The organism is Neoalteromonas arenosi (genome assembly GCF_030362855.1).
Taxonomy (GTDB): Bacteria; Pseudomonadota; Gammaproteobacteria; order Enterobacterales; family Alteromonadaceae; genus Alteromonas_E; species Alteromonas_E arenosi.
Window position 1 is genome coordinate 30762 of sequence record NZ_JAUCBP010000012.1, and the last position, 17728, is coordinate 48489.

The following is a 17728-nucleotide window of genomic DNA, read 5'->3' on the forward strand; positions in this document are numbered from 1 at the left end:
GGCCAGAGTATGGTTATGCGCGAGACTATTTTGTAGAAAAGGACAGTTGTGAATAACGAACTGGAAATGAAGTTTGTCATCAATGGCGAAGGGCATAGTGCATTTAAGGAGTTGTTGCCTAAAATCGCAAACCTGCTCGGAGAAGAGGGCAATATTGATGTCGATTATCAGCGCAAACAACTGACTAACCAGTACTTTGATACAGAAGATTTTTTCTTTTCCAAGCACAAGTTCGGCTTTCGCGTGCGCGGCTGTAATGGCGAGTTTGAGCAAACCTTAAAGACTCAAGGGCTCACGGTTGGCGGTTTGCATCAGCGCGGCGAATACAATGTACCGATAGAAGGCGCACAACCCGACTTGACCCTTTTTGACACTGTGTCTTGGCCTGATAATGAACGCAGTGATGCACTGAATAGTCGACTAGTTGAGCGCTTTGCGACAAATTTTCAGCGTGACCAATATCAGCTCACTATCGGCGATGACGTGTTAGAAGTAGTATTTGATAAAGGTGAAGTCATTACCGACAACGATTCAATGCCCATAGACGAAGTGGAAATTGAGTTAAAGCACGGCGATGTCAAACGCGTGTTCCAGTTAGCACGCATTCTGAACCAACACTTATCGCTGCGTTTGAGCGATACCACTAAAGCTGCGATGGGATACACCTTGATGGGTGAAGCGCGTTGGACGCGTAAGCCGCTGCCTGAATACTTACCACTGCAGGCCCACTGCACGACGGAAGATGCATTTTGTGCCGCCGTCGCCTGTGCAGTAAGTCACTGGCAGCATCACGAGCAGGTGTATATGGCGACTAATGGCCTGAAGTATCTTGATCAAGTTAATGAAGGCTTGTATTTGCTCATGCAAAGCGTGTCGTTGTATTTACCTGTGTTGCAGTGTGGACCATTGCTGAACTTACATAAACGGTTAATCAGCTATTCGCGCAAATGGTTATGGTTAACAGAATTGCACAATATCCGTTTTCTTCGCGCTAAACGGGGACCTTTTAGCCACTATTTAAATGAGCACGACTCCCTGATGAGCTATTTGCAGGGCCGTAAAATGGGGTTGTTGCAAGGGCGCTCACCAGAGGCGCTGTTTTTCGATAGCGAAGCCAATGAAATCAAAATCTTGACCAGTGAAATTATTTATTTCAAGCCTTGGCGAGCTGAAGCTCACGGCGCTGAAAAGCCCGTTTTAGAACACGCCAAAGGCTGGTTGTCACAAGGTTGGCAAAATGCCATGCAGAGTCTTGCGCAACCAGAGCCGCTGACTCAAACCCATTACATTGCCACTGAAAACATCTTGCGCCAGGCCTTAACTCATGGCTTTTTACTGGCCGAGTTGTTTAGCGATCAACGTGGGGAATTCCGAGCACCTTGGCTAGATATTCTGATCGGTGTAGAGGAATTAAAAGCGCTAATAACACTGAAAAAGTTACTCACTGATGCGGAATTTGATGAAGACACTGAACTTAAGAGCTGGACCGCCGATAAACTTAAGAGTCTATTGCACGTAATCGAGCGTACCCGCGGGGTTGCTATACAACTGGAAGCTTATTGGTAAACACATGGCAGAATTGCTGGAATTTATCACCTTTATACTATTCGGCCTTTGGGCCGCATTAATGGTATTTGCATGGGTGCGATTTGAGCGTCTGCCGCATGGTAAGTTGTTATACATTTTTGCTTGGTGCTGGCCGTTTATGCTGTTTGAGGACTTGCTTCGGTTAACCGGTAATATCCCTTGGCTTACACCTCTCGTTGGCGCCTTCTATTTTGTCCCAGTATTACTGATGGTCGGCATTGTGCTGATGGTCTATCCGCGCTTAATGGCTAAACCACTGCGTTGGCGCAGCGCCATGTGGGCTGGCGTCGGGATTATTGTTGTCTGCCAGATCCCAATACTGATTTTATCAAATAGTGATAAATTACTGTTACTGACCCAACAGCCCAATGGCCAACCGTTAGCAAACTTGCCAATCTATTTGGCTTATTGGTTATCCGGCTTATTTATTCTTGCAATGGGGGTTAAGTTGGTCGAAGTCATGCAGGTCTACCAGCGCACATTATCCGAGCAAGTCGTCGATGTCAGTTATTATCAAGTCCCGGCGATAGTCGGCCTCACCGCGACGCTGGTAGGAATAGGATTTGCGGCTATTATCCTGACGACTATCGTCGCGTTTGACTTTATCCAATTTGGCTACTGGCAAACTACCATTCACTTTAGTTATGCGGCAGTGTTCCTACTGGTGCTCATTTTACTCCTGGAAAAGCGTCGTTATTCGCCAATGCCATTTGATTTAGAGCGTCTGGACAGTCGACAAGGGGATGAGCGAATTTTACGTGAAGTATTAGCTCGCGCCGAGAAAACCATGATTGACCGCAAGGCTTATAAAGTCATCGGTTTGCGGATCAAGCAATTGGCAGATGCTGCCGAGGTCGATCCGACTAATTTAGCCGTGGCTTCACATCGCTTGCTGAATCGCAATTTCAGGGCATTTGTTTATCACTACCGTCTTGAGTATGCCAAAAAAGTACTGATGCGCAGTGATACTAAGGTGTCTTCAGTGGCTCGCCGCCTGGGGTTCCACTCGGAGAAGTTCTTAAGCGATATGTTTGTTAAGTATATTGAAGTTATGGGAGTAAAAAACAGCAGTGAGTTTGACGACCCACTTGATGGTCCCTTGGACAACCCATTTACCGACCCAACACCTAACATTAGAGCACCAGATACCGCCGCAAAAGAATAACGGGAACGCGCCTGTTAGTATTCAAAGAGATTAATTGGCACTAGCTGTGCAATCGAGTGTATTTCTCGGCGAGTTGATCGAGCGTTTCGGCATGTGCCGGATCTGATTCGATACAATCCACTGGACACACTTTAACGCAACTTGGCGCATCGTAATGACCCACACATTCGGTGCAACGGTCAGCATCAATAGTGTAAATTTCCTCACCCATTTCTATCGCTTCATTGGGGCATTCGACGGGACACAAATCGCAGTTGATACAATCTTCTGTAATTAACAGAGCCATTGCTAATCTCCACGGTAAATCAATCATTAATGCCATAAGAGTAGTTGCATAGCGCTACTGGGGTTTTGATATGTATCAATTAACGCACACAAGAGCACAGTGTTAAGCGCTGCCGAAGTGATTGTCGAGGATCTGCTGGGTAAAGCTTTTGCGCAAATAAAAACCACGCGGTCGCGTTTTAATTAAACGTCCATCTGCGCCAATCGCGTCAGTGACCTTGCTGCCATCAGCGGCTTTGGGACGTAGCTGCAGGTATTGACCGTGGCGCGCAGTTATTTGTTCGATTTCGCCCAAACTAATGCGCTCCATCAGTTCTTCCCAATCAGCGCGAAGTTGTGCCAATTGTTCATCACTGGGTTGCCACAGTATAGGTGTGCCTATCTGACGCTGTGCAGGGGGAATTTCACGCTCGCCATCAATGGGGATCCACAGTACACAGTGCAGCTTATTGCGCACGTTACTCGCTTCCCAGTCGATGCGTTCCTGACCCAGTAACGGCGCGTAACATACATAGGTTGTTTCACTGGGGGTACCTGTCGCACTGAGTGGCAGGGTTTTTAGTTCTACCCCTAATTCAGGAAAATCCTGTTCGGGCTTTGAGCCAGCGCTGGCACCCAGCCATAATTCTAGCAATTGACCGCTAAAGCCTTTTTGACGACGAAAATCGCTGGGCATTTCAATTCCTGCCAGCGCGGCTAGGTCGCCAAGTGACAGGCCTGCCAGCTGATTAGCCCGTTGCCATAATTCTTCAATAGATTGCGGTGGTGTACTCGCAGGTTGCATAAAACTACATTGACCAGAATAACTAATTGCCGCTAATGCTATGCAATTAGTCTCGTTTATGGAAGAATGATTTCATTGATAATTTACACACGCACTTTGGAGTATCCGTGATAGATGCAGACGGATTCCGTGCGAATGTTGGTATCGTTATTTGCAATCGCAATGGCCAAGTTTTTTGGGCTAGACGATACGGGCAGCATTCTTGGCAATTTCCGCAAGGCGGAATAGACGACGGCGAAACACCTGAACAAGCTATGTTTCGCGAACTGTACGAAGAAGTTGGGTTAAAACAACAAGATGTTGAAATTCTGGCTTCAACGCGTAACTGGGTTCGCTACAAGCTTCCGAAACGACTGATTAGACAAGGTTCTAATCCGGTTTGTATTGGCCAAAAACAAAAGTGGTTTTTGTTGCAGCTGCGCTGTGACGAAGGTGACGTTGATGTATTGAAAACAGGTCATCCAGAGTTTGATGACTGGCGCTGGGTGAGTTATTGGTATCCGGTTCGCAATGTTGTGTCTTTTAAACGCGATGTTTACCGTCGGGTGATGAAGGAGTTTGCGCACGTGGCAATGCCTGTAAATAACAAGCAGAATTTCAACCAACAACGCCGCCGCCGACAACGTCGCAACTGATCTAAACTTCGGTGTGGTTCGCGCTTGTTTGAGCGCGACTGCGCATCCAACACGGGACCTTATGCTTACAACGCTCAAACGCATAGTTCAGGAAGTTAACCAAATCCCTGTACTCGATGACGCCATCGGGCACTTGGTTAAACGCGTTAAAGAAACCATGTCGGTTGATGCTTGTTCCATGTATTTGGCCGATTACGGTACACAACAGTTAACCCTTGTAGCGACGGAAGGTTTGGCCAAGAGCGCTATTGGTGTAGTCAAAATTGGTTTTAACGAAGGTTTGATTGGACTGGTCGGGCAGCGTGAAGAGCCACTCAATATTGATGACGCACACCACCATCCGCGGTTTAAACACTACGACGAAGTACACGAAGAAACATTTAATGCCTTTCTTGGCACACCGATAATTCACCAGCGTAAAGTTCTTGGCGTTATCACTTTGCAGCAGGAGGAGAAACGCCGTTTCAGCCAAGACGAAGAAGCGTTTTTAGTGACACTCGCCGCGCAAATCGCGCTAGAGATCACCAATGCTGAAATTCGCGGTTCGTTGCGAGCGCAAAATCATCAAAATAAAGCGATTAGTCAAAAGAACCTGCGTGGCGTGGCAGGCTCGCCAGGCTTGGCGATGGGGATTGGACACCAACCGAATATTAAGATTGATTTGGCCAGCTGGCAGGTGCGTCGCACCGATCAAATCAGTGTGGCAATCGAGCAATATCGCCAAGCAGTAGAGCGCACACGCGCGGAAGTCGACAATTTATCTACTAGCCTTGAAGGCAGTATCCCTGAGGATGTTCGCTCAATTTTTCAGTTGTATCACCAACTGTTAGATGCCAATAGTTTGGGACGCGAGGTTGAGGCCAAAATAAAGCAACAAGAATGGGATGCAGGCTCTGCGCTCAAACTGGTCGTGGAAGCCTACGCCGCGCGCTTTGCTAATATGGAAGACCCATATATGCAAGAACGGGCTATTGACATCATCGATTTGTCTAACCGGATATTGCGCAACATCGTCAGCGTCAAAGATGGGACAAATAAGCACAGTGCACGCACCGTTACAGAAGCTTCTATTCTGTTAGCTGAGGAAGTCACTGCACCGATGCTGGCGGAATTCCCGCGTCAATATTTGGCGGGCATTATTTCTATCCGTGGTTCAAATAACAGTCACGCGGCGATTTTGGCGCGCGCCATGGGCGTTCCTGCGGTAATGGGCTTGGATAAAGTTTCGCCAGAACTACTTGACGGCAAGTCAATCTTACTCGATGGATATTCGGGCGAGGTGATCATCAATCCGCAACGCGCCATTAAAGCTGAATTCGAACAACTCATCGCTGAAGAGTCAGAGTTGGCTGAGCGGATTGAATCGCATGCGAACAAACCCTGTGTGACTACTGATGACCAGCCGATTACGCTGTTGGTCAACGCCGGCTTGTCAGCTGAACTTGAGCTTCAGCAAATGCAGGGGGCAGGCATTGGTCTGTACCGCACCGAAATTCCATTTATGTTGCGCGAGCGCTTTCCGTCTGAATCAGAGCAATACGAGCTCTACTTGCAAATCTTGCAAAGTGCACCGCAGCAGGAAATTACGCTACGTACGTTGGATGTTGGGGGCGATAAACCCTTACCTTACTTTCCAATTAATGAAGAAAATCCTTTTTTGGGATGGCGCGGTGTCCGATTAACCTTGGATCATCCGGAAATATTTTTGGTCCAAGTACGGGCGATGTTGCGCGCCAGTGCAGGCTTGCACAATCTGCATATTCTGCTGCCAATGATCACCTCAGTAAGCGAAGTTGACGACGCTAACCGTTTGATTAATCAGGCGTATCATGAAGTCAGTGAAGAATTAAAGAGCCTGCCACAGGGCATTCAACGACCGCGTGTCGGCGTAATGCTTGAAGTACCTGCGGTGATCTATCAAATCGCGCATTTAGCCAAGAAAGTCGATTTTTTCTCGGTGGGTACCAATGATTTGACTCAATATTTATTGGCGGTGGATCGCAACAATGCCCGTGTGGCTGACTTGTATAGCAGCTACCACCCGGCAGTATTAAATGCGCTATCGAGTATTGCCCAGCAGTGTCATTTGGCCAATACCCCAGTGACGGTGTGCGGTGAGCTAGCTGGCGAGCCTGGCGGTGCTATTCTGTTAATGGCGATGGGGTATCGTAAACTCAGTATGAACGCGCACAATATTCGTAAGATCAATTGGGTCATTCGGCATGCAAACATTGCTGAGTTGAATTTTTTGCTGCCCGATGCGCTGGCTTGTCAACACCCTAGTGAGGTTGTGTGTTTGGTGAATGATTATCTCAACAGCAAAGATCTCGGTGGTCTAACGCGGGCGGGGCTGTAATTAATGTCCCAGCTGAGGTAAGCCGTGGACGTATTGTTCATTTTAGTCATTAGCTGTTTGTTGCTCGGCGGAGTCGTCGGCGTCATGGCCGGGCTACTGGGGATTGGTGGCGGATTAATCATAGTGCCGGTATTGACATACTTACTGGCTGAATTACTCCAGATCGCACCACAGGAGACCATTGTAATTGCAATCGCCACCTCACTGTCGACCATTATTTTTACGGGGATATCCTCAGCTCGAGCGCATTACCGCTTGGGTAATTTACAACGACATATTATTGTTTGGTGTGGCTTTGGCATAGGACTTGGAGCGATTGTTGGCGCTCAGATTGCCAGTGCGATTCCCGGTACTGCATTAAAACTAATTTTTGCCTGCTTAGTAATTGCTATCGCCTTGTACATGTTGTTTGGCCGTCGGGTTGAGTCTGACAACAGTGCGACCAAGCCCAAGCTCGCAACAATTGGCATTACTACCGGTACGCTTTCGGCATTAATGGGAATTGGTGGAGGTGCATTATTAGTACCTGCGCTGATTTGGTATCGTGTTAACATACGTCAAGCAATTGGGTGTGCGGCCTTCAGCGGTATCGTCATCGCTGTTTTTGGCAGCAGCAGTTTTGTCGTTTCAGGTTGGGATTATGGTCAGCTGTCACAGGGCTACCTGGGTTACATATACTGGCCCGCAACACTCAGTATCGCGGCAACATCCGTTTTTACCGCACCAATGGGTGCTAAATTAGGTCAACAAATGAACACGCAACTATTGAAAAAAATATTTGCTGTGTTTTTAGTGATAGTCAGTATTCGCATGCTTTGGGGATTATAAGTGCAAGAACAGCAGTATTGGGTATTTCCGCAGATTGACCCAGTGATTTTCGAATTAGGGCCAGTAGCAGTACGCTGGTATGGATTAATGTATTTAGTTGGCTTTGTTGCCGCTTTCTTTTTAGCTAAGCGCCGTTTAGATCGCGTTGGTTGGAATAAGGACCAGCTTAGCGACTTTCTGTTCTGGGGATTCCTCGGCGTTATCATTGGTGGCAGGATCGGTTATGTGCTGTTTTATCAGTTTGATTACTTTTTGTCCGATCCCTTGTATCTATTTAAGATCTGGACCGGCGGTATGTCGTTCCATGGCGGTTTGCTGGGGGTAATTACTGCCATTTGGTTGTACGCGCGGAAAATACAGATGCACTTCCTCACCCTTGGAGACTTTGTTGCGCCGTTAGTACCCATTGGTTTAGGGGCCGGGCGTTTGGGCAATTTTATCAATGCTGAATTGTGGGGGCGTGAAACCGACGTTGCATGGGCTGTGATATTCCCCGGTCAAGAAGTTGCGCGCCACGCTTCGCAATTATACGAATTCGCATTAGAAGGTGTGCTGTTGTTTTTAATTCTGTGGTTTATGTCAGCTAAGCCCAAGCCACGCGGTGTTATTGGCGGGATGTTCTTACTCGGCTATGGCGCTTTCCGTTTCATCGTTGAATTTTTCCGTGAACCGGATGATCATTTAGGGCTTTATTCTTTTGGATTGTCACAAGGTCAGCTATTATGTGTGCCGATGATTTTATTAGGCCTTTGGCTGATTTTCAGTGGTTATAAAAGAGGCCTAATCGATACCCCCAATGCAGTGAAAAAGGCATAGCAAGTCAATGCAGCAATATCATGAATTAATGCGTCATATTCGCGACAATGGTGTGCGGAAAGACGATCGCACCGGCACCGGTACTTTAAGTGTGTTTGGCTATCAGATGCGCTTCAATTTGGCGAACGGTTTTCCGTTAGTCACGACGAAGAAGTGCCATATGCGCAGTATTATTCATGAGTTATTGTGGTTTCTACAGGGCGAAACCAATATTGCGTATCTTACTGAAAATGGTGTTTCGATCTGGGACGAGTGGGCTACTGATGAAGGTGAACTCGGTCCTGTTTACGGTAAACAATGGCGCAGTTGGCCCGGACTCAATGGCGAAGTGATTGACCAGATTGCTGAAGTGGTCGAGCAAATCAAAACGAATCCTGATTCACGTCGTTTAATTGTCAGTGGTTGGAACCCCGCAGTGCTGCCCGATACGCAGTACTCACCGAAAGAAAATGCAGCAATGGGTAAGCAGGCACTACCGCCATGCCATACATTATTCCAGTTTTATGTATTAGAGGGTAAGTTGTCTTGCCAACTCTACCAGCGCAGTGGTGATGTGTTCTTAGGCGTACCATTTAATATTGCCAGTTATGCCTTACTGACCATGATGGTGGCGCAAGTGTGTGACCTCGAGTTGGGCGATTTTGTCCACACACTAGGCGATGCTCACCTGTATGTTAATCACTTGGAACAAACTGACCTACAATTATCCCGAGAACCGTATCCATTGCCTACAATGAAGATAAATCCTGCCGTTAAGGATATATTCGGCTTTAAATATGAGGACTTTGAATTGTGCAACTACCAAGCGCACCCGCATATTAAGGCTCCGGTGGCTATTTAATAACAAACGAACGTTGAACAGAGACAGGTACGAATGACAACGAATGTTTTGATTTGCGACGACTCAGGCTTTGCGCGGCGCCAAATGGCTCGCTCAATACCCGATGCCTGGGATGTCAATATCAGCTTCGCCGAGCACGGCAAGGACGCTATTGAACAGATTAAGGACGGCAAAGGCGATGTACTGTTTCTCGACTTGAACATGCCGGTTATGGATGGTTACCAAACCATGCAGTACATTCGCGATCACGACTTGCCGTCACTCGTTATCGTCGTGTCTGGCGACGTCCAGGCCGAAGCGCGCAATCGCATGGTGGCAATGGGCGCACTCGATTTTATTCGCAAGCCTATCGACAATGAAAAGCTAACCACTATTTTGCGTCAGTATGGCCTCTACACTGGGGCGCCAGAGGCTACCGGGAAAAGTGGTCAAGCCCCCATCGATGCCGCTCAAATTGTAGCGCCTAAAAAAGAAGACCGGATTGATGCGTACCGCGAATTAGTCAATGTGGCGATGGGCCGTGCGGGTGAGAGCTTAGCCAGTTTGTTCGATGAATTTATTGATTTGCCGATCCCGAATGTCAATGAGCTAGAAACGACCGAGCTGCATATGGCGATCGCAGAGATCCATAGCAACACCTCTGTTTCAGCGGTATCAAAAGGCTTTATTAGCGCGGGTATTGCTGGCGAAGCCTTGGTCATTTTTAACGATAGTAATTTTGCCAATATTGTTGAGCTACTCAAATACGATGAATCCGAAGTGACCGAAGCACTAGAGCTTGAGGCATTGATGGATGTATCGAATATTTTGATCGGTGCGTGCTTGAATGCCTTATCAGAACAACTCAACGTCAAGCTGAGTCACAATCACCCGATTATCCTTGGCCGTCATCGCAATCTTGATAATCTGCTGCAATCGACGATTTCACGCTGGAATAAGGTAATGGCGATTGAAATTGGCTATTCGATTAAGAAACACGATATTCAATTCGACTTACTGTTATTGATCCCCGGACATGCCATGGAACAAGTGTATACGCGCTTAGTTAACGCAACAGAAGGACGTCATGCATGAGTGATAGCAGCCAAAAAGCACTAGCCGAAATGCATTGGCAGTACGATCTACTGGGTTCCATTGAAGTCGGCATTGTCGTTATCAACCGTGATTTCACCGTTGAAATGTGGAACCAGTTTATGGAAAACCACAGCGGCAAGTTACCCAGTAGTGTAGTGGGTAAATCGTTGTTTGACGTGTTTCCTGAAGTCGATAAAACCTGGTTATTACGCAAAGCGCAGCCCGTTTTCGATCTGCGCACACCGGCATTTTTGATATGGGAACAGCGCCCATACCTATTCAAATTCACGACCAATCGTCCGATCACATCGAGCTCTGATTTTATGTATCAGAACGTCACGATTTTTCCGCTGGCGACGCTAGGCGATAAAATCGAGAAAATCTGCATTATGGTTTACGACGTGACCGACCAAGCGCTCGGGCAAATAAATATTGAACGCCTGAATGGTGAGCTTGAGGAGATGAGTCGTATTGATGGTCTGACACGCTTGTTTAATCGCCGCTATTGGCAGGAAACCTTTGAGCGCGAGTTTAAACGCGCCAAGCGTTACGATGAAACCTGCACAGTGTTGATGCTCGATATTGATCACTTCAAAAAGGTCAACGATACCTATGGGCACCAAGCGGGTGACAAAGTTATCCAAGCCTTAGCTGATGTCATCCGCGATACTATCCGTGAAACGGATTCGGCTGGTCGCTATGGCGGTGAGGAATTTGCAATTTTACTCCCTGATACTGACGCTGCGAGTGTTGGTTACGTAGCTGAGCGCTTGCGCAAAGCGGCAGAAAAGAAACAGGTAAAGCACGAAGATCACAAAATTGACTTCACCATTAGTGTCGGTGCTGCGCAATACCACGAGCGTCATCAAACGGCTTTGGCGTGGTTAGAACATGCCGACCAAGCGCTTTACCAGGCGAAAGAGAATGGCCGTAATCAGGCGGTTATCCAAACCGATTAGATAGTATGACGCTGAGCTTCCAGCGCATTGATCTTGTGTCGCAAGGTATATAAGAACAACAAACTGGGGATCACCATCAGCGCTGTTATTACGAAGAACAGCTGCCAGTTGCCGTCCAAACCATCAACGATAAAGCCACTACTCGCTGACAACATCGTTCGCCCCATCGCGCCCAAAGAGGCCATCAATGCGTATTGGGCGGCTGAAAAGGTTTTGTTGCACAGCAATGAAATAAAGGCCACTAATGCCACCGTACTCCAAGCCGCCGTAAAACCATCAATGATAATGGTGGCGATAAACAAAGGCTTACTTGGACCGACTTCGGCGATCACCGAGAACATTAAGTTACTCGCCGCCATGGCGATACCGGCGATCATCAAGCCGCGGTAGATTCCGTAGCGCATATTCACTAGCCCACCGATTACCGAGAAAATGATCGTTACCCACCAGTTTAACAATTTCGAAAGGGTGCCGATTTCGGTGTTAGAGAAGCCAATTTCCTTGTAAAACACAATACTCATTCGTCCCAGGAACGCTTCACCAATTTTGAACAGTACAATAAACAATAACATCGACAGTGCCAGTTTCACGCCATTGCGGCTAAAGAAGTCTCTAAAGGGCTCTACCACGGTTACGGCTAGCCACGCCAAAACTTGTTTAAACAGTGCCCCTTGCTGCTCGCCTAGCGCTGCTTTATAGCGGGCTTCGGCGATAGATTGCTGGTGCTCTCGGTCAGTTTCTGGCTCTTTCACTAACCATACAATGATGTGAAGAACTAACATCAAAACGGCCAGCACAAAATACACGTCCTGCCACTGCCAGCCTGGCAAATCGGCTAAGAAAAACGGAATTGCGCCCATGCCGCCATACCCCGTCCACCAACCAGCCGTCGCGGCGGCTGCACCGGCACTGAGTTTTTCTTTTTCTGTATCGCCAATGATATCGATACGGAACGCGTCAATGGCAATATCTTGAGTGGCACTGGCAATGGCGATCAGCAGGCCGGAGAGTGCGATATACCATAGACTGTGTTCCAGTTGTAAAAACGCCATGCTTAGACAGCTAACGATAACCCCCCATTGGGTCAGGAATATCCAGCTACGCCTCTGACCAAAGTGGTCATGCAGCAACGGTAGTTTGATCCGGTCGAGCAATGGTGACCACAAAAAGTTGACTGAATAGGCTGCGAACAACACGCCAAATAAGCCGATGGAACTGCGCGAGATATCGCCGTCTTTCAACCACGCAGAAAGGGCTGAGCCGATCATCACCCAAGGTAAACCACTGGCGATACCGAAACAAAAAATTACCGCGATGCGTTTGTCAAAATAGGCTTTTAAGGCATGTGAATATGAGGTGGATGAAGTGGCCAAGCCAAGACTCTCGTGCAACCAACAGACTTGGATAAGGTATCAGAGATTAGCGCAAATATCTGCACTCAATTACGGCCGGATACCGATGCAATCGAATGGACATAATCCACGACCATCGAGATAGTGTAAACAGTTGCTCAATTCGTCGTGCAGGATTGGGTCACTGGCCAGCTTAGCTTCAGGCCAATAGTGTAATTGATGCAGCACATGCCAGAACACACGCTCTTTTTGACTGTAGGGTTCGGCGTGATCATTCACTTGGGTCCATTCTTCGAGGGTATCCCAGAAAAACAATTGCAATTCGGAGTGCGGTAAATCACCACGCCAAAACGCGCTGAGGTAAAACCCCAGCTGTTGCGATTTTTGGTCGATAAATGACGGTACTTGCACCACACAGCACTTATGTAAATGACAGTTACTAAAATTATAGTAGGGATTTGTAGAATTACCCATGCAGACTGCACTTCAGTAGTGCATAGCCAGAAAAGGCATTGAATTTTATTTGAATATTACCAACCGAGCGAGGTCATCCAGCCATACATTTCTTTACTCATTGCACGGTATTGAATGACGTTGTATTCCGTGCCGACAATATCGCGCTGTCGGTAGTGGATCTTCAATGATGTAACGGCGCTGATACGGCGCTGCTCGGCCGTCATAACACTCCAGCGATTATCCCATTCACTGGTTAAGTCGAGCACCGGAAAAGCCGTGCTGGCCAGCTGTTCGGGAAGCGCGGCATTGAGCTCAGGTTCCGGCCAAAAAGGACCGGCGACTACCAGCCCGTCGGGTTGGAGTAAACTACCCTGCTGATATAAGCGAACTACTCCAGCGGCATTAATACCTTGCGTAATTAGCAGGCGATATCCTGGGGTCGCTTGTGTTGCGGCAAAGGCCGCATCAATGCGTTGACTCAACGCTAGGGCATAACGCGTAAGTACTTCTTCGTTGAAGCTACTCAATGCGCTGCGCGCATTAATGTCGTCGGGTAGCGCAATGTTTTCAGGCGGTGCCGTGCCCATCGGTGGTGCGGGCATGACTAAAGTAAACCAGCCCCAACTATTCAGATCATCGACGATAGTACTGAAACCATGGTCGCCAAATAAGCCATGCTGAGCGGGGATTAGCAAGATCGCAACCCCACGAGTGAGCGGCACAGTGGCAGGAGATGTCGCTACTGGGATTTGCTCTGTGCCAGCAAGGACAAGATTAAATTCGCTTTTATCAAGGCGCTGCTGAGCATCAGTGGTGAGCAACTCAACGCTAGAGAGGGATTCTTGCGCTGTCATTGGCATACTTATCCATGTACTCCAAATGAGCACAATTAATCGGCTAATGCGGCTGTACTGTTTGCAAACCTGAGAAATCAAGCACTCTTTACTCAATCGTTAGCTATGCACAATATATCGGCGCAGCAGCCAAAAACTAAAAGTTTAAGGGTGGTTAACCTGAATAAATGCCTGATGCTGATGGTGCAATGCCGAATCCGGCTCGTCTGCGAACGAATGCGGTAACTCAAATCGCATCGGCTCACCGCTAGCTGGGTGACTAAATTCAATAGATTCGGCGTGCAGCAATAACCGATCAGACACACGTAAAGCATCATCATGGGCATACAAACGGTCGCCTAGGATTGGATGTCCAATGGCTTGCATGTGCACGCGCAACTGGTGCGAGCGCCCGGTAATTGGCTTAAGCTCGACAAGAGTGCTATAGGTATCGCGAGTAAGGACCTGATAGTGGGTGGTTGATGGCTTGCCGTTTTCGCGGTCGACCATTTGTTTCGGACGATTGGGCCAGTCGCAAATAAGTGGCAATTCAATTACGCCTTGTTCCTGCTCGGGATGACCATATACGCGGGCAATGTAGCGTTTGTTCACAAGACGCTGCTGAAATTGACGCGACAATTCGCGATTCGCGGCTTTATTTAGTGCCATTAATATGATACCGCTAGTCGCCATGTCGAGTCGATGTACTACCGATGCCGTAGGGAACACGCGTTGGGTGCGGGTTTGTAAGCTGTCAAAGTGTTGCTCGGCGCGCCCCTTTACACTCAGCAATCCGTTGGGTTTTGCCAGCACCAAGACATCCTCATCGCGATACAATAAGGTCAGGTATGGCGTCATTGGTGGCTGGTAGTTAAGAAGCACCATTACGGGTTATTCACCAATAATCGCAGAGCATCCAGTTGTAACTGTGCACCTTGCATTGCGCTATCGAGCTGATTCATTTGGGTGCGAATAAAATCGATTTCTTCTTGGCGTATAGATGGATTGTGTTTGGCCAACGCCATAAGTCGATGGGCTTCCTCGCCGAGCACGCTATGCATGCTTTGAATCGCATCGCGTTGGATGTTATTGGCCACTTGATGTGCGTGTTTTTCGGCATTTTCCAAATTTTGCATGATTGCGGGTTTCAGTGCCGTCAGCAGTTTATTGGCGACTGCTCTATTGACGTTGAACAACGGCTCGGGGGCCAGTTCACAGATTTGGCCCTTGGCATCAATCGCAATACTGATCGGGGTTGGTGGAAGATAGCGCGTCAGTTGTAATGCTTTGGGAGCTTGTGCAGCTAACACAAAACTCGCCTGCAGGTAGTATGCCCCAGTGGGTAAATCCCGTGACTTAATAAAGGCCACGCTGCTTTTTCCCAATACATCAGTGAGCACCATATCCATCGCATTGTGCACTAAAGGATGATCCCAACTGATAAACTGCAAGTGTTCTAAACTGGCTGCTGTAGAGCGTCGGTATGTGACTTCCATACCTTCAGGATCGAGGCCTGGCAATTGACTAACCATAGACTCTGTAGGCATCAATACATAGCTGTTATGGTCTTTCTCATCTTGTTGTACACCCAGTGCATCAAGCAAGCGATTCATGAAGTTAGGCAGCTCTGCTGACACATCTTGATGGGCGATATCTTCAAGCAGTGGCTCAATTTTCCCTTGTCCGGCAGCATTCATCTCTAATAGCTTATCGCGGCCTTGCTCTAACTGCTGACGATATTGGTTGTTCAAAGCTTGGGTATGGCTGACTAGCGCCTCTATTGCAGTCGCATCATTAGGCGCAAGTAGACAACCGACTAACTCTGTTTGGGTCTCTTCAAATACCCGGGTACCGGTGGGGCAGGTAGATGCAAATGCATTCAAGCCTTGGTGATACCAATCAAACAGCACGTGTTGAGCAGACTCGCTGAAGAAGGGCACATGGATTTGAATATCGCGCTGCTGACCGATTCGGTCTAGTCGTCCTATGCGTTGCTCCAACAAGTCTGGGATCAGCGGTAAATCAAATAGGACGAGTTGATGGGCAAACTGGAAGTTACGTCCCTCACTGCCAATTTCGCTACAAATTAATACCTGTGCTCCTTCTTCGTTCTGGGCGAAGTAGTGCGCGGCTTTATCGCGTTCGAGCAAGCTCATGCCTTCGTGAAAAACCGTTTGGCGGATCCCTGTTTTAATCCGTACATGCTCAGCCAACTGCTGCGCGGTAACAGAGCTGGCACATATCACTAGTACTTTCTCGGGTTTACAGGCAAGCAAATGTGCCAAGAGCCAATCAACCCGTGGGTCGTTTTCTAACCAAGTATCGAAAACTTCAGGCTGTTGTTCAGGGTGTAAGCGAGTATAGATGTCGGCATTTTCTTGTTCAAACAGACCTTGATAAATAGTCGGTAACTTTTGTGGATGTGCGTGCAATTGACGCTCAGGAAAGCCTTGAATAGCGGCCCGGCGGTTACGAAATAACAAACGGCCAGTACCGTGCTGGTCAATTAATGTATCGATTAATGACTCGCGCTGCGCAGCATCGGTAAAGTCGGTTTTTGCAGTTAACCATTCACCAGCTACGTCAGTTAAGCGTTGAATTTCTATGGCGTCCGGTATTCTGTGTGCAAGTAGCGGTTCAACAGCTTGAGCGAGCTCACCGTAATGGCGTTCTTCCTCAAGAAAGGCCTGATAATCGTGGAACCGCGCTGGGTCAAGCAAACGCAAGCGCGCAAAATGACTTTCATGGCCCAATTGGTCGGGGGTGGCGGTTAACAGTAATACACCTTTAGTGGCTTGTGCTAGCTGCTCCACCGCGAGATATTGCGCTGATGGTGCATCTTGTTGCCACTGCAAATGATGGGCTTCATCAACCACCATCAAATCCCACTGGGCCGATATGGCTTGTTCGCGGTGCTTAGTATTCTCGGTTAAAAAACTCAAAGAGCACAACACCAGCTGTTCTGTTTCAAACGGATTTTGCTGTTCGCCATCTTCCTCAGCGATAGCCTCGCAGCGACTGGCATCAAATACGGCAAAAGATAAATTAACCCGTCGCAACATCTCTACTAACCATTGATGCACTAAGCTGTCAGGGACGACAATAAGCACGCGCTGCGCACGACCAGTGAGCAATTGCTGGTGGATGATCAGCGCTGCCTCTATGGTTTTGCCTAAGCCCACCTCATCGGCAAGTAATACTCGCGGTGCATAACGCTGACCGACTTCAGCAGCAATGTGCAACTGATGTGGGATAAGTTCGATACGCGCCCCGGCTAGTCCTAGAGTTTTTGCGGTTTGATGCTGATGTTGATAACGCCAGCACTCGTTGCGCAAATCAAACCACTTGGGATCGTCAAGTTGTCCACTGAGTAAGCGCTTTTCCGGCTGATTTAAGCGAATGTTGTGATCGAGTTGGGTTTCATGCAATTGTGCATCTTGTTTGGTATCTTCACGCAAGCCCACATACCGGACTACGCCGCTGTGCTCTATGACTTCGCTAATACTCAGTTGCCAACCTTCTTCGCTCTGCACGGTATCGCCAACGGCGAACAGCAGGCGCGTTAACGGTGCACTGGCAAGTGCATAAGTACGCTGTTCATCCGTTGCGGGAAATAGAATATCAACGCTACGCGCACTCACGGCAATAATCGCACCGAGTCCTAGATCAGGTTCTGTATTGCTGATCCAGCGCTGTCCGACAGCGAACGGTTGATGACTTGCCATGTAACAAACTCCAGTGTAGTTGCAAAATTTCC

Annotated in this window: 16 protein-coding genes; 9 read left to right on the forward strand and 7 right to left on the reverse strand. The window is 48.1% G+C overall.

All coding sequences use genetic code 11. From position 1 onward, the window contains the following. Positions 1-48 precede the first annotated feature (48 nt). Both QTP81_RS13815 and QTP81_RS13820 read left to right on the forward strand, forming a co-directional pair. Entirely contained in the window at positions 49-1566 is a 1518-nt protein-coding gene (locus QTP81_RS13815; protein ID WP_289366316.1) for a CYTH domain-containing protein, read from the forward strand. Between the two features lie 4 nt (positions 1567-1570). Beyond that, positions 1571-2752 carry a helix-turn-helix transcriptional regulator gene (locus QTP81_RS13820; protein ID WP_289366317.1) on the forward strand — a complete coding sequence of 394 codons (1182 nt, stop codon included), beginning with the start codon at positions 1571-1573 and terminating at the stop codon, positions 2750-2752. Between the two features lie 40 nt (positions 2753-2792). Here QTP81_RS13820 and QTP81_RS13825 read toward each other — a convergent pair whose 3' ends face one another. Continuing rightward, positions 2793-3038, reverse strand: coding sequence for a YfhL family 4Fe-4S dicluster ferredoxin (locus QTP81_RS13825; protein WP_289366318.1), 246 nt, complete (start codon positions 3036-3038; stop codon positions 2793-2795). A gap of 102 nt (positions 3039-3140) precedes the next feature. Next, entirely contained in the window at positions 3141-3821 is a 681-nt protein-coding gene (gene mutH, locus QTP81_RS13830) for a DNA mismatch repair endonuclease MutH (protein ID WP_289366319.1), read from the reverse strand. A gap of 107 nt (positions 3822-3928) precedes the next feature. On the opposite strand from mutH, the gene rppH reads away from it, so the two are divergent. The 7 genes from rppH (at position 3929) to QTP81_RS13865 (ending at position 11330) form a co-directional block, all read left to right on the forward strand. Beyond that, complete coding sequence (gene rppH / locus QTP81_RS13835; RefSeq protein WP_289366320.1) at positions 3929-4456, forward strand: RNA pyrophosphohydrolase; 528 nt, start codon at positions 3929-3931, stop codon at positions 4454-4456. A 61-nt stretch (positions 4457-4517) separates the two neighbouring features. After that, a complete protein-coding gene (ptsP, locus tag QTP81_RS13840) occupies positions 4518-6812 on the forward strand; it encodes a phosphoenolpyruvate--protein phosphotransferase (protein ID WP_289366322.1) in 2295 nt (764 codons plus the stop codon). Between the two features lie 24 nt (positions 6813-6836). Continuing rightward, on the forward strand, positions 6837-7640 hold the full coding sequence (locus QTP81_RS13845) for a sulfite exporter TauE/SafE family protein (protein WP_289366324.1): 804 nt from the start codon (positions 6837-6839) through the stop codon (positions 7638-7640). Then, entirely contained in the window at positions 7641-8456 is an 816-nt protein-coding gene (lgt, locus tag QTP81_RS13850) for a prolipoprotein diacylglyceryl transferase (protein ID WP_289366326.1), read from the forward strand. It abuts the gene before it with no gap. Positions 8457-8463: 7 nt separating this feature from the next. Next, a complete protein-coding gene (locus QTP81_RS13855; RefSeq protein ID WP_289366328.1) occupies positions 8464-9297 on the forward strand; it encodes a thymidylate synthase in 834 nt (277 codons plus the stop codon). A gap of 33 nt (positions 9298-9330) precedes the next feature. Then, a complete protein-coding gene (locus tag QTP81_RS13860; RefSeq protein ID WP_289366330.1) occupies positions 9331-10371 on the forward strand; it encodes a response regulator in 1041 nt (346 codons plus the stop codon). After that, on the forward strand, positions 10368-11330 hold the full coding sequence (locus QTP81_RS13865; protein WP_289366331.1) for a GGDEF domain-containing protein: 963 nt from the start codon (positions 10368-10370) through the stop codon (positions 11328-11330). The genes QTP81_RS13860 and QTP81_RS13865 overlap by 4 nt, the downstream gene beginning before the upstream one ends. Here the strand turns inward: QTP81_RS13865 and QTP81_RS13870 are convergent. The 5 genes from QTP81_RS13870 to rapA all read right to left on the reverse strand — a co-directional run bounded on the left by QTP81_RS13870 (position 11327) and on the right by rapA (position 17696). Beyond that, a complete protein-coding gene (locus QTP81_RS13870) occupies positions 11327-12703 on the reverse strand; it encodes an AmpG family muropeptide MFS transporter (protein ID WP_289366333.1) in 1377 nt (458 codons plus the stop codon). The genes QTP81_RS13865 and QTP81_RS13870 overlap by 4 nt on opposite strands. A 69-nt stretch (positions 12704-12772) precedes the next feature. Then, the gene (locus QTP81_RS13875; protein WP_289366707.1) at positions 12773-13093 is read right to left on the reverse strand and encodes a hypothetical protein; all 321 of its coding nucleotides are present in this window, start codon (positions 13091-13093) and stop codon (positions 12773-12775) included. A 119-nt stretch (positions 13094-13212) separates the two neighbouring features. After that, entirely contained in the window at positions 13213-13998 is a 786-nt protein-coding gene (locus tag QTP81_RS13880; RefSeq protein WP_289366335.1) for a DUF3530 family protein, read from the reverse strand. A 138-nt stretch (positions 13999-14136) separates the two neighbouring features. Continuing rightward, complete coding sequence (gene rluA / locus QTP81_RS13885) at positions 14137-14856, reverse strand: bifunctional tRNA pseudouridine(32) synthase/23S rRNA pseudouridine(746) synthase RluA (RefSeq protein ID WP_289366336.1); 720 nt, start codon at positions 14854-14856, stop codon at positions 14137-14139. Continuing rightward, positions 14856-17696 carry an RNA polymerase-associated protein RapA gene (gene rapA, locus QTP81_RS13890; protein WP_289366338.1) on the reverse strand — a complete coding sequence of 947 codons (2841 nt, stop codon included), beginning with the start codon at positions 17694-17696 and terminating at the stop codon, positions 14856-14858. The genes rluA and rapA overlap by 1 nt, the downstream gene beginning before the upstream one ends. Between the last annotated feature and the right edge of the window lie 32 nt (positions 17697-17728).

What these genes read in the sequence shown, in the direction of transcription:
- QTP81_RS13860 (WP_289366330.1), top strand. Translation starts at nt 9,331, where the DNA reads ATGACAACGAATGTTTTGATTTGCGACGACTCAGGCTTTGCGCGGCGC.
- rluA (WP_289366336.1), bottom strand. Translation starts at nt 14,856, where the DNA reads ATGGTGCTTCTTAACTACCAGCCACCAATGACGCCATACCTGACCTTA.
- QTP81_RS13880 (WP_289366335.1), bottom strand. Translation starts at nt 13,998, where the DNA reads ATGCCAATGACAGCGCAAGAATCCCTCTCTAGCGTTGAGTTGCTCACC.
- rapA (WP_289366338.1), bottom strand. Translation starts at nt 17,696, where the DNA reads ATGGCAAGTCATCAACCGTTCGCTGTCGGACAGCGCTGGATCAGCAAT.
- ptsP (WP_289366322.1), top strand. Translation starts at nt 4,518, where the DNA reads ATGCTTACAACGCTCAAACGCATAGTTCAGGAAGTTAACCAAATCCCT.
- QTP81_RS13855 (WP_289366328.1), top strand. Translation starts at nt 8,464, where the DNA reads ATGCAGCAATATCATGAATTAATGCGTCATATTCGCGACAATGGTGTG.
- QTP81_RS13865 (WP_289366331.1), top strand. Translation starts at nt 10,368, where the DNA reads ATGAGTGATAGCAGCCAAAAAGCACTAGCCGAAATGCATTGGCAGTAC.
- mutH (WP_289366319.1), bottom strand. Translation starts at nt 3,821, where the DNA reads ATGCAACCTGCGAGTACACCACCGCAATCTATTGAAGAATTATGGCAA.
- QTP81_RS13820 (WP_289366317.1), top strand. Translation starts at nt 1,571, where the DNA reads ATGGCAGAATTGCTGGAATTTATCACCTTTATACTATTCGGCCTTTGG.
- QTP81_RS13825 (WP_289366318.1), bottom strand. Translation starts at nt 3,038, where the DNA reads ATGGCTCTGTTAATTACAGAAGATTGTATCAACTGCGATTTGTGTCCC.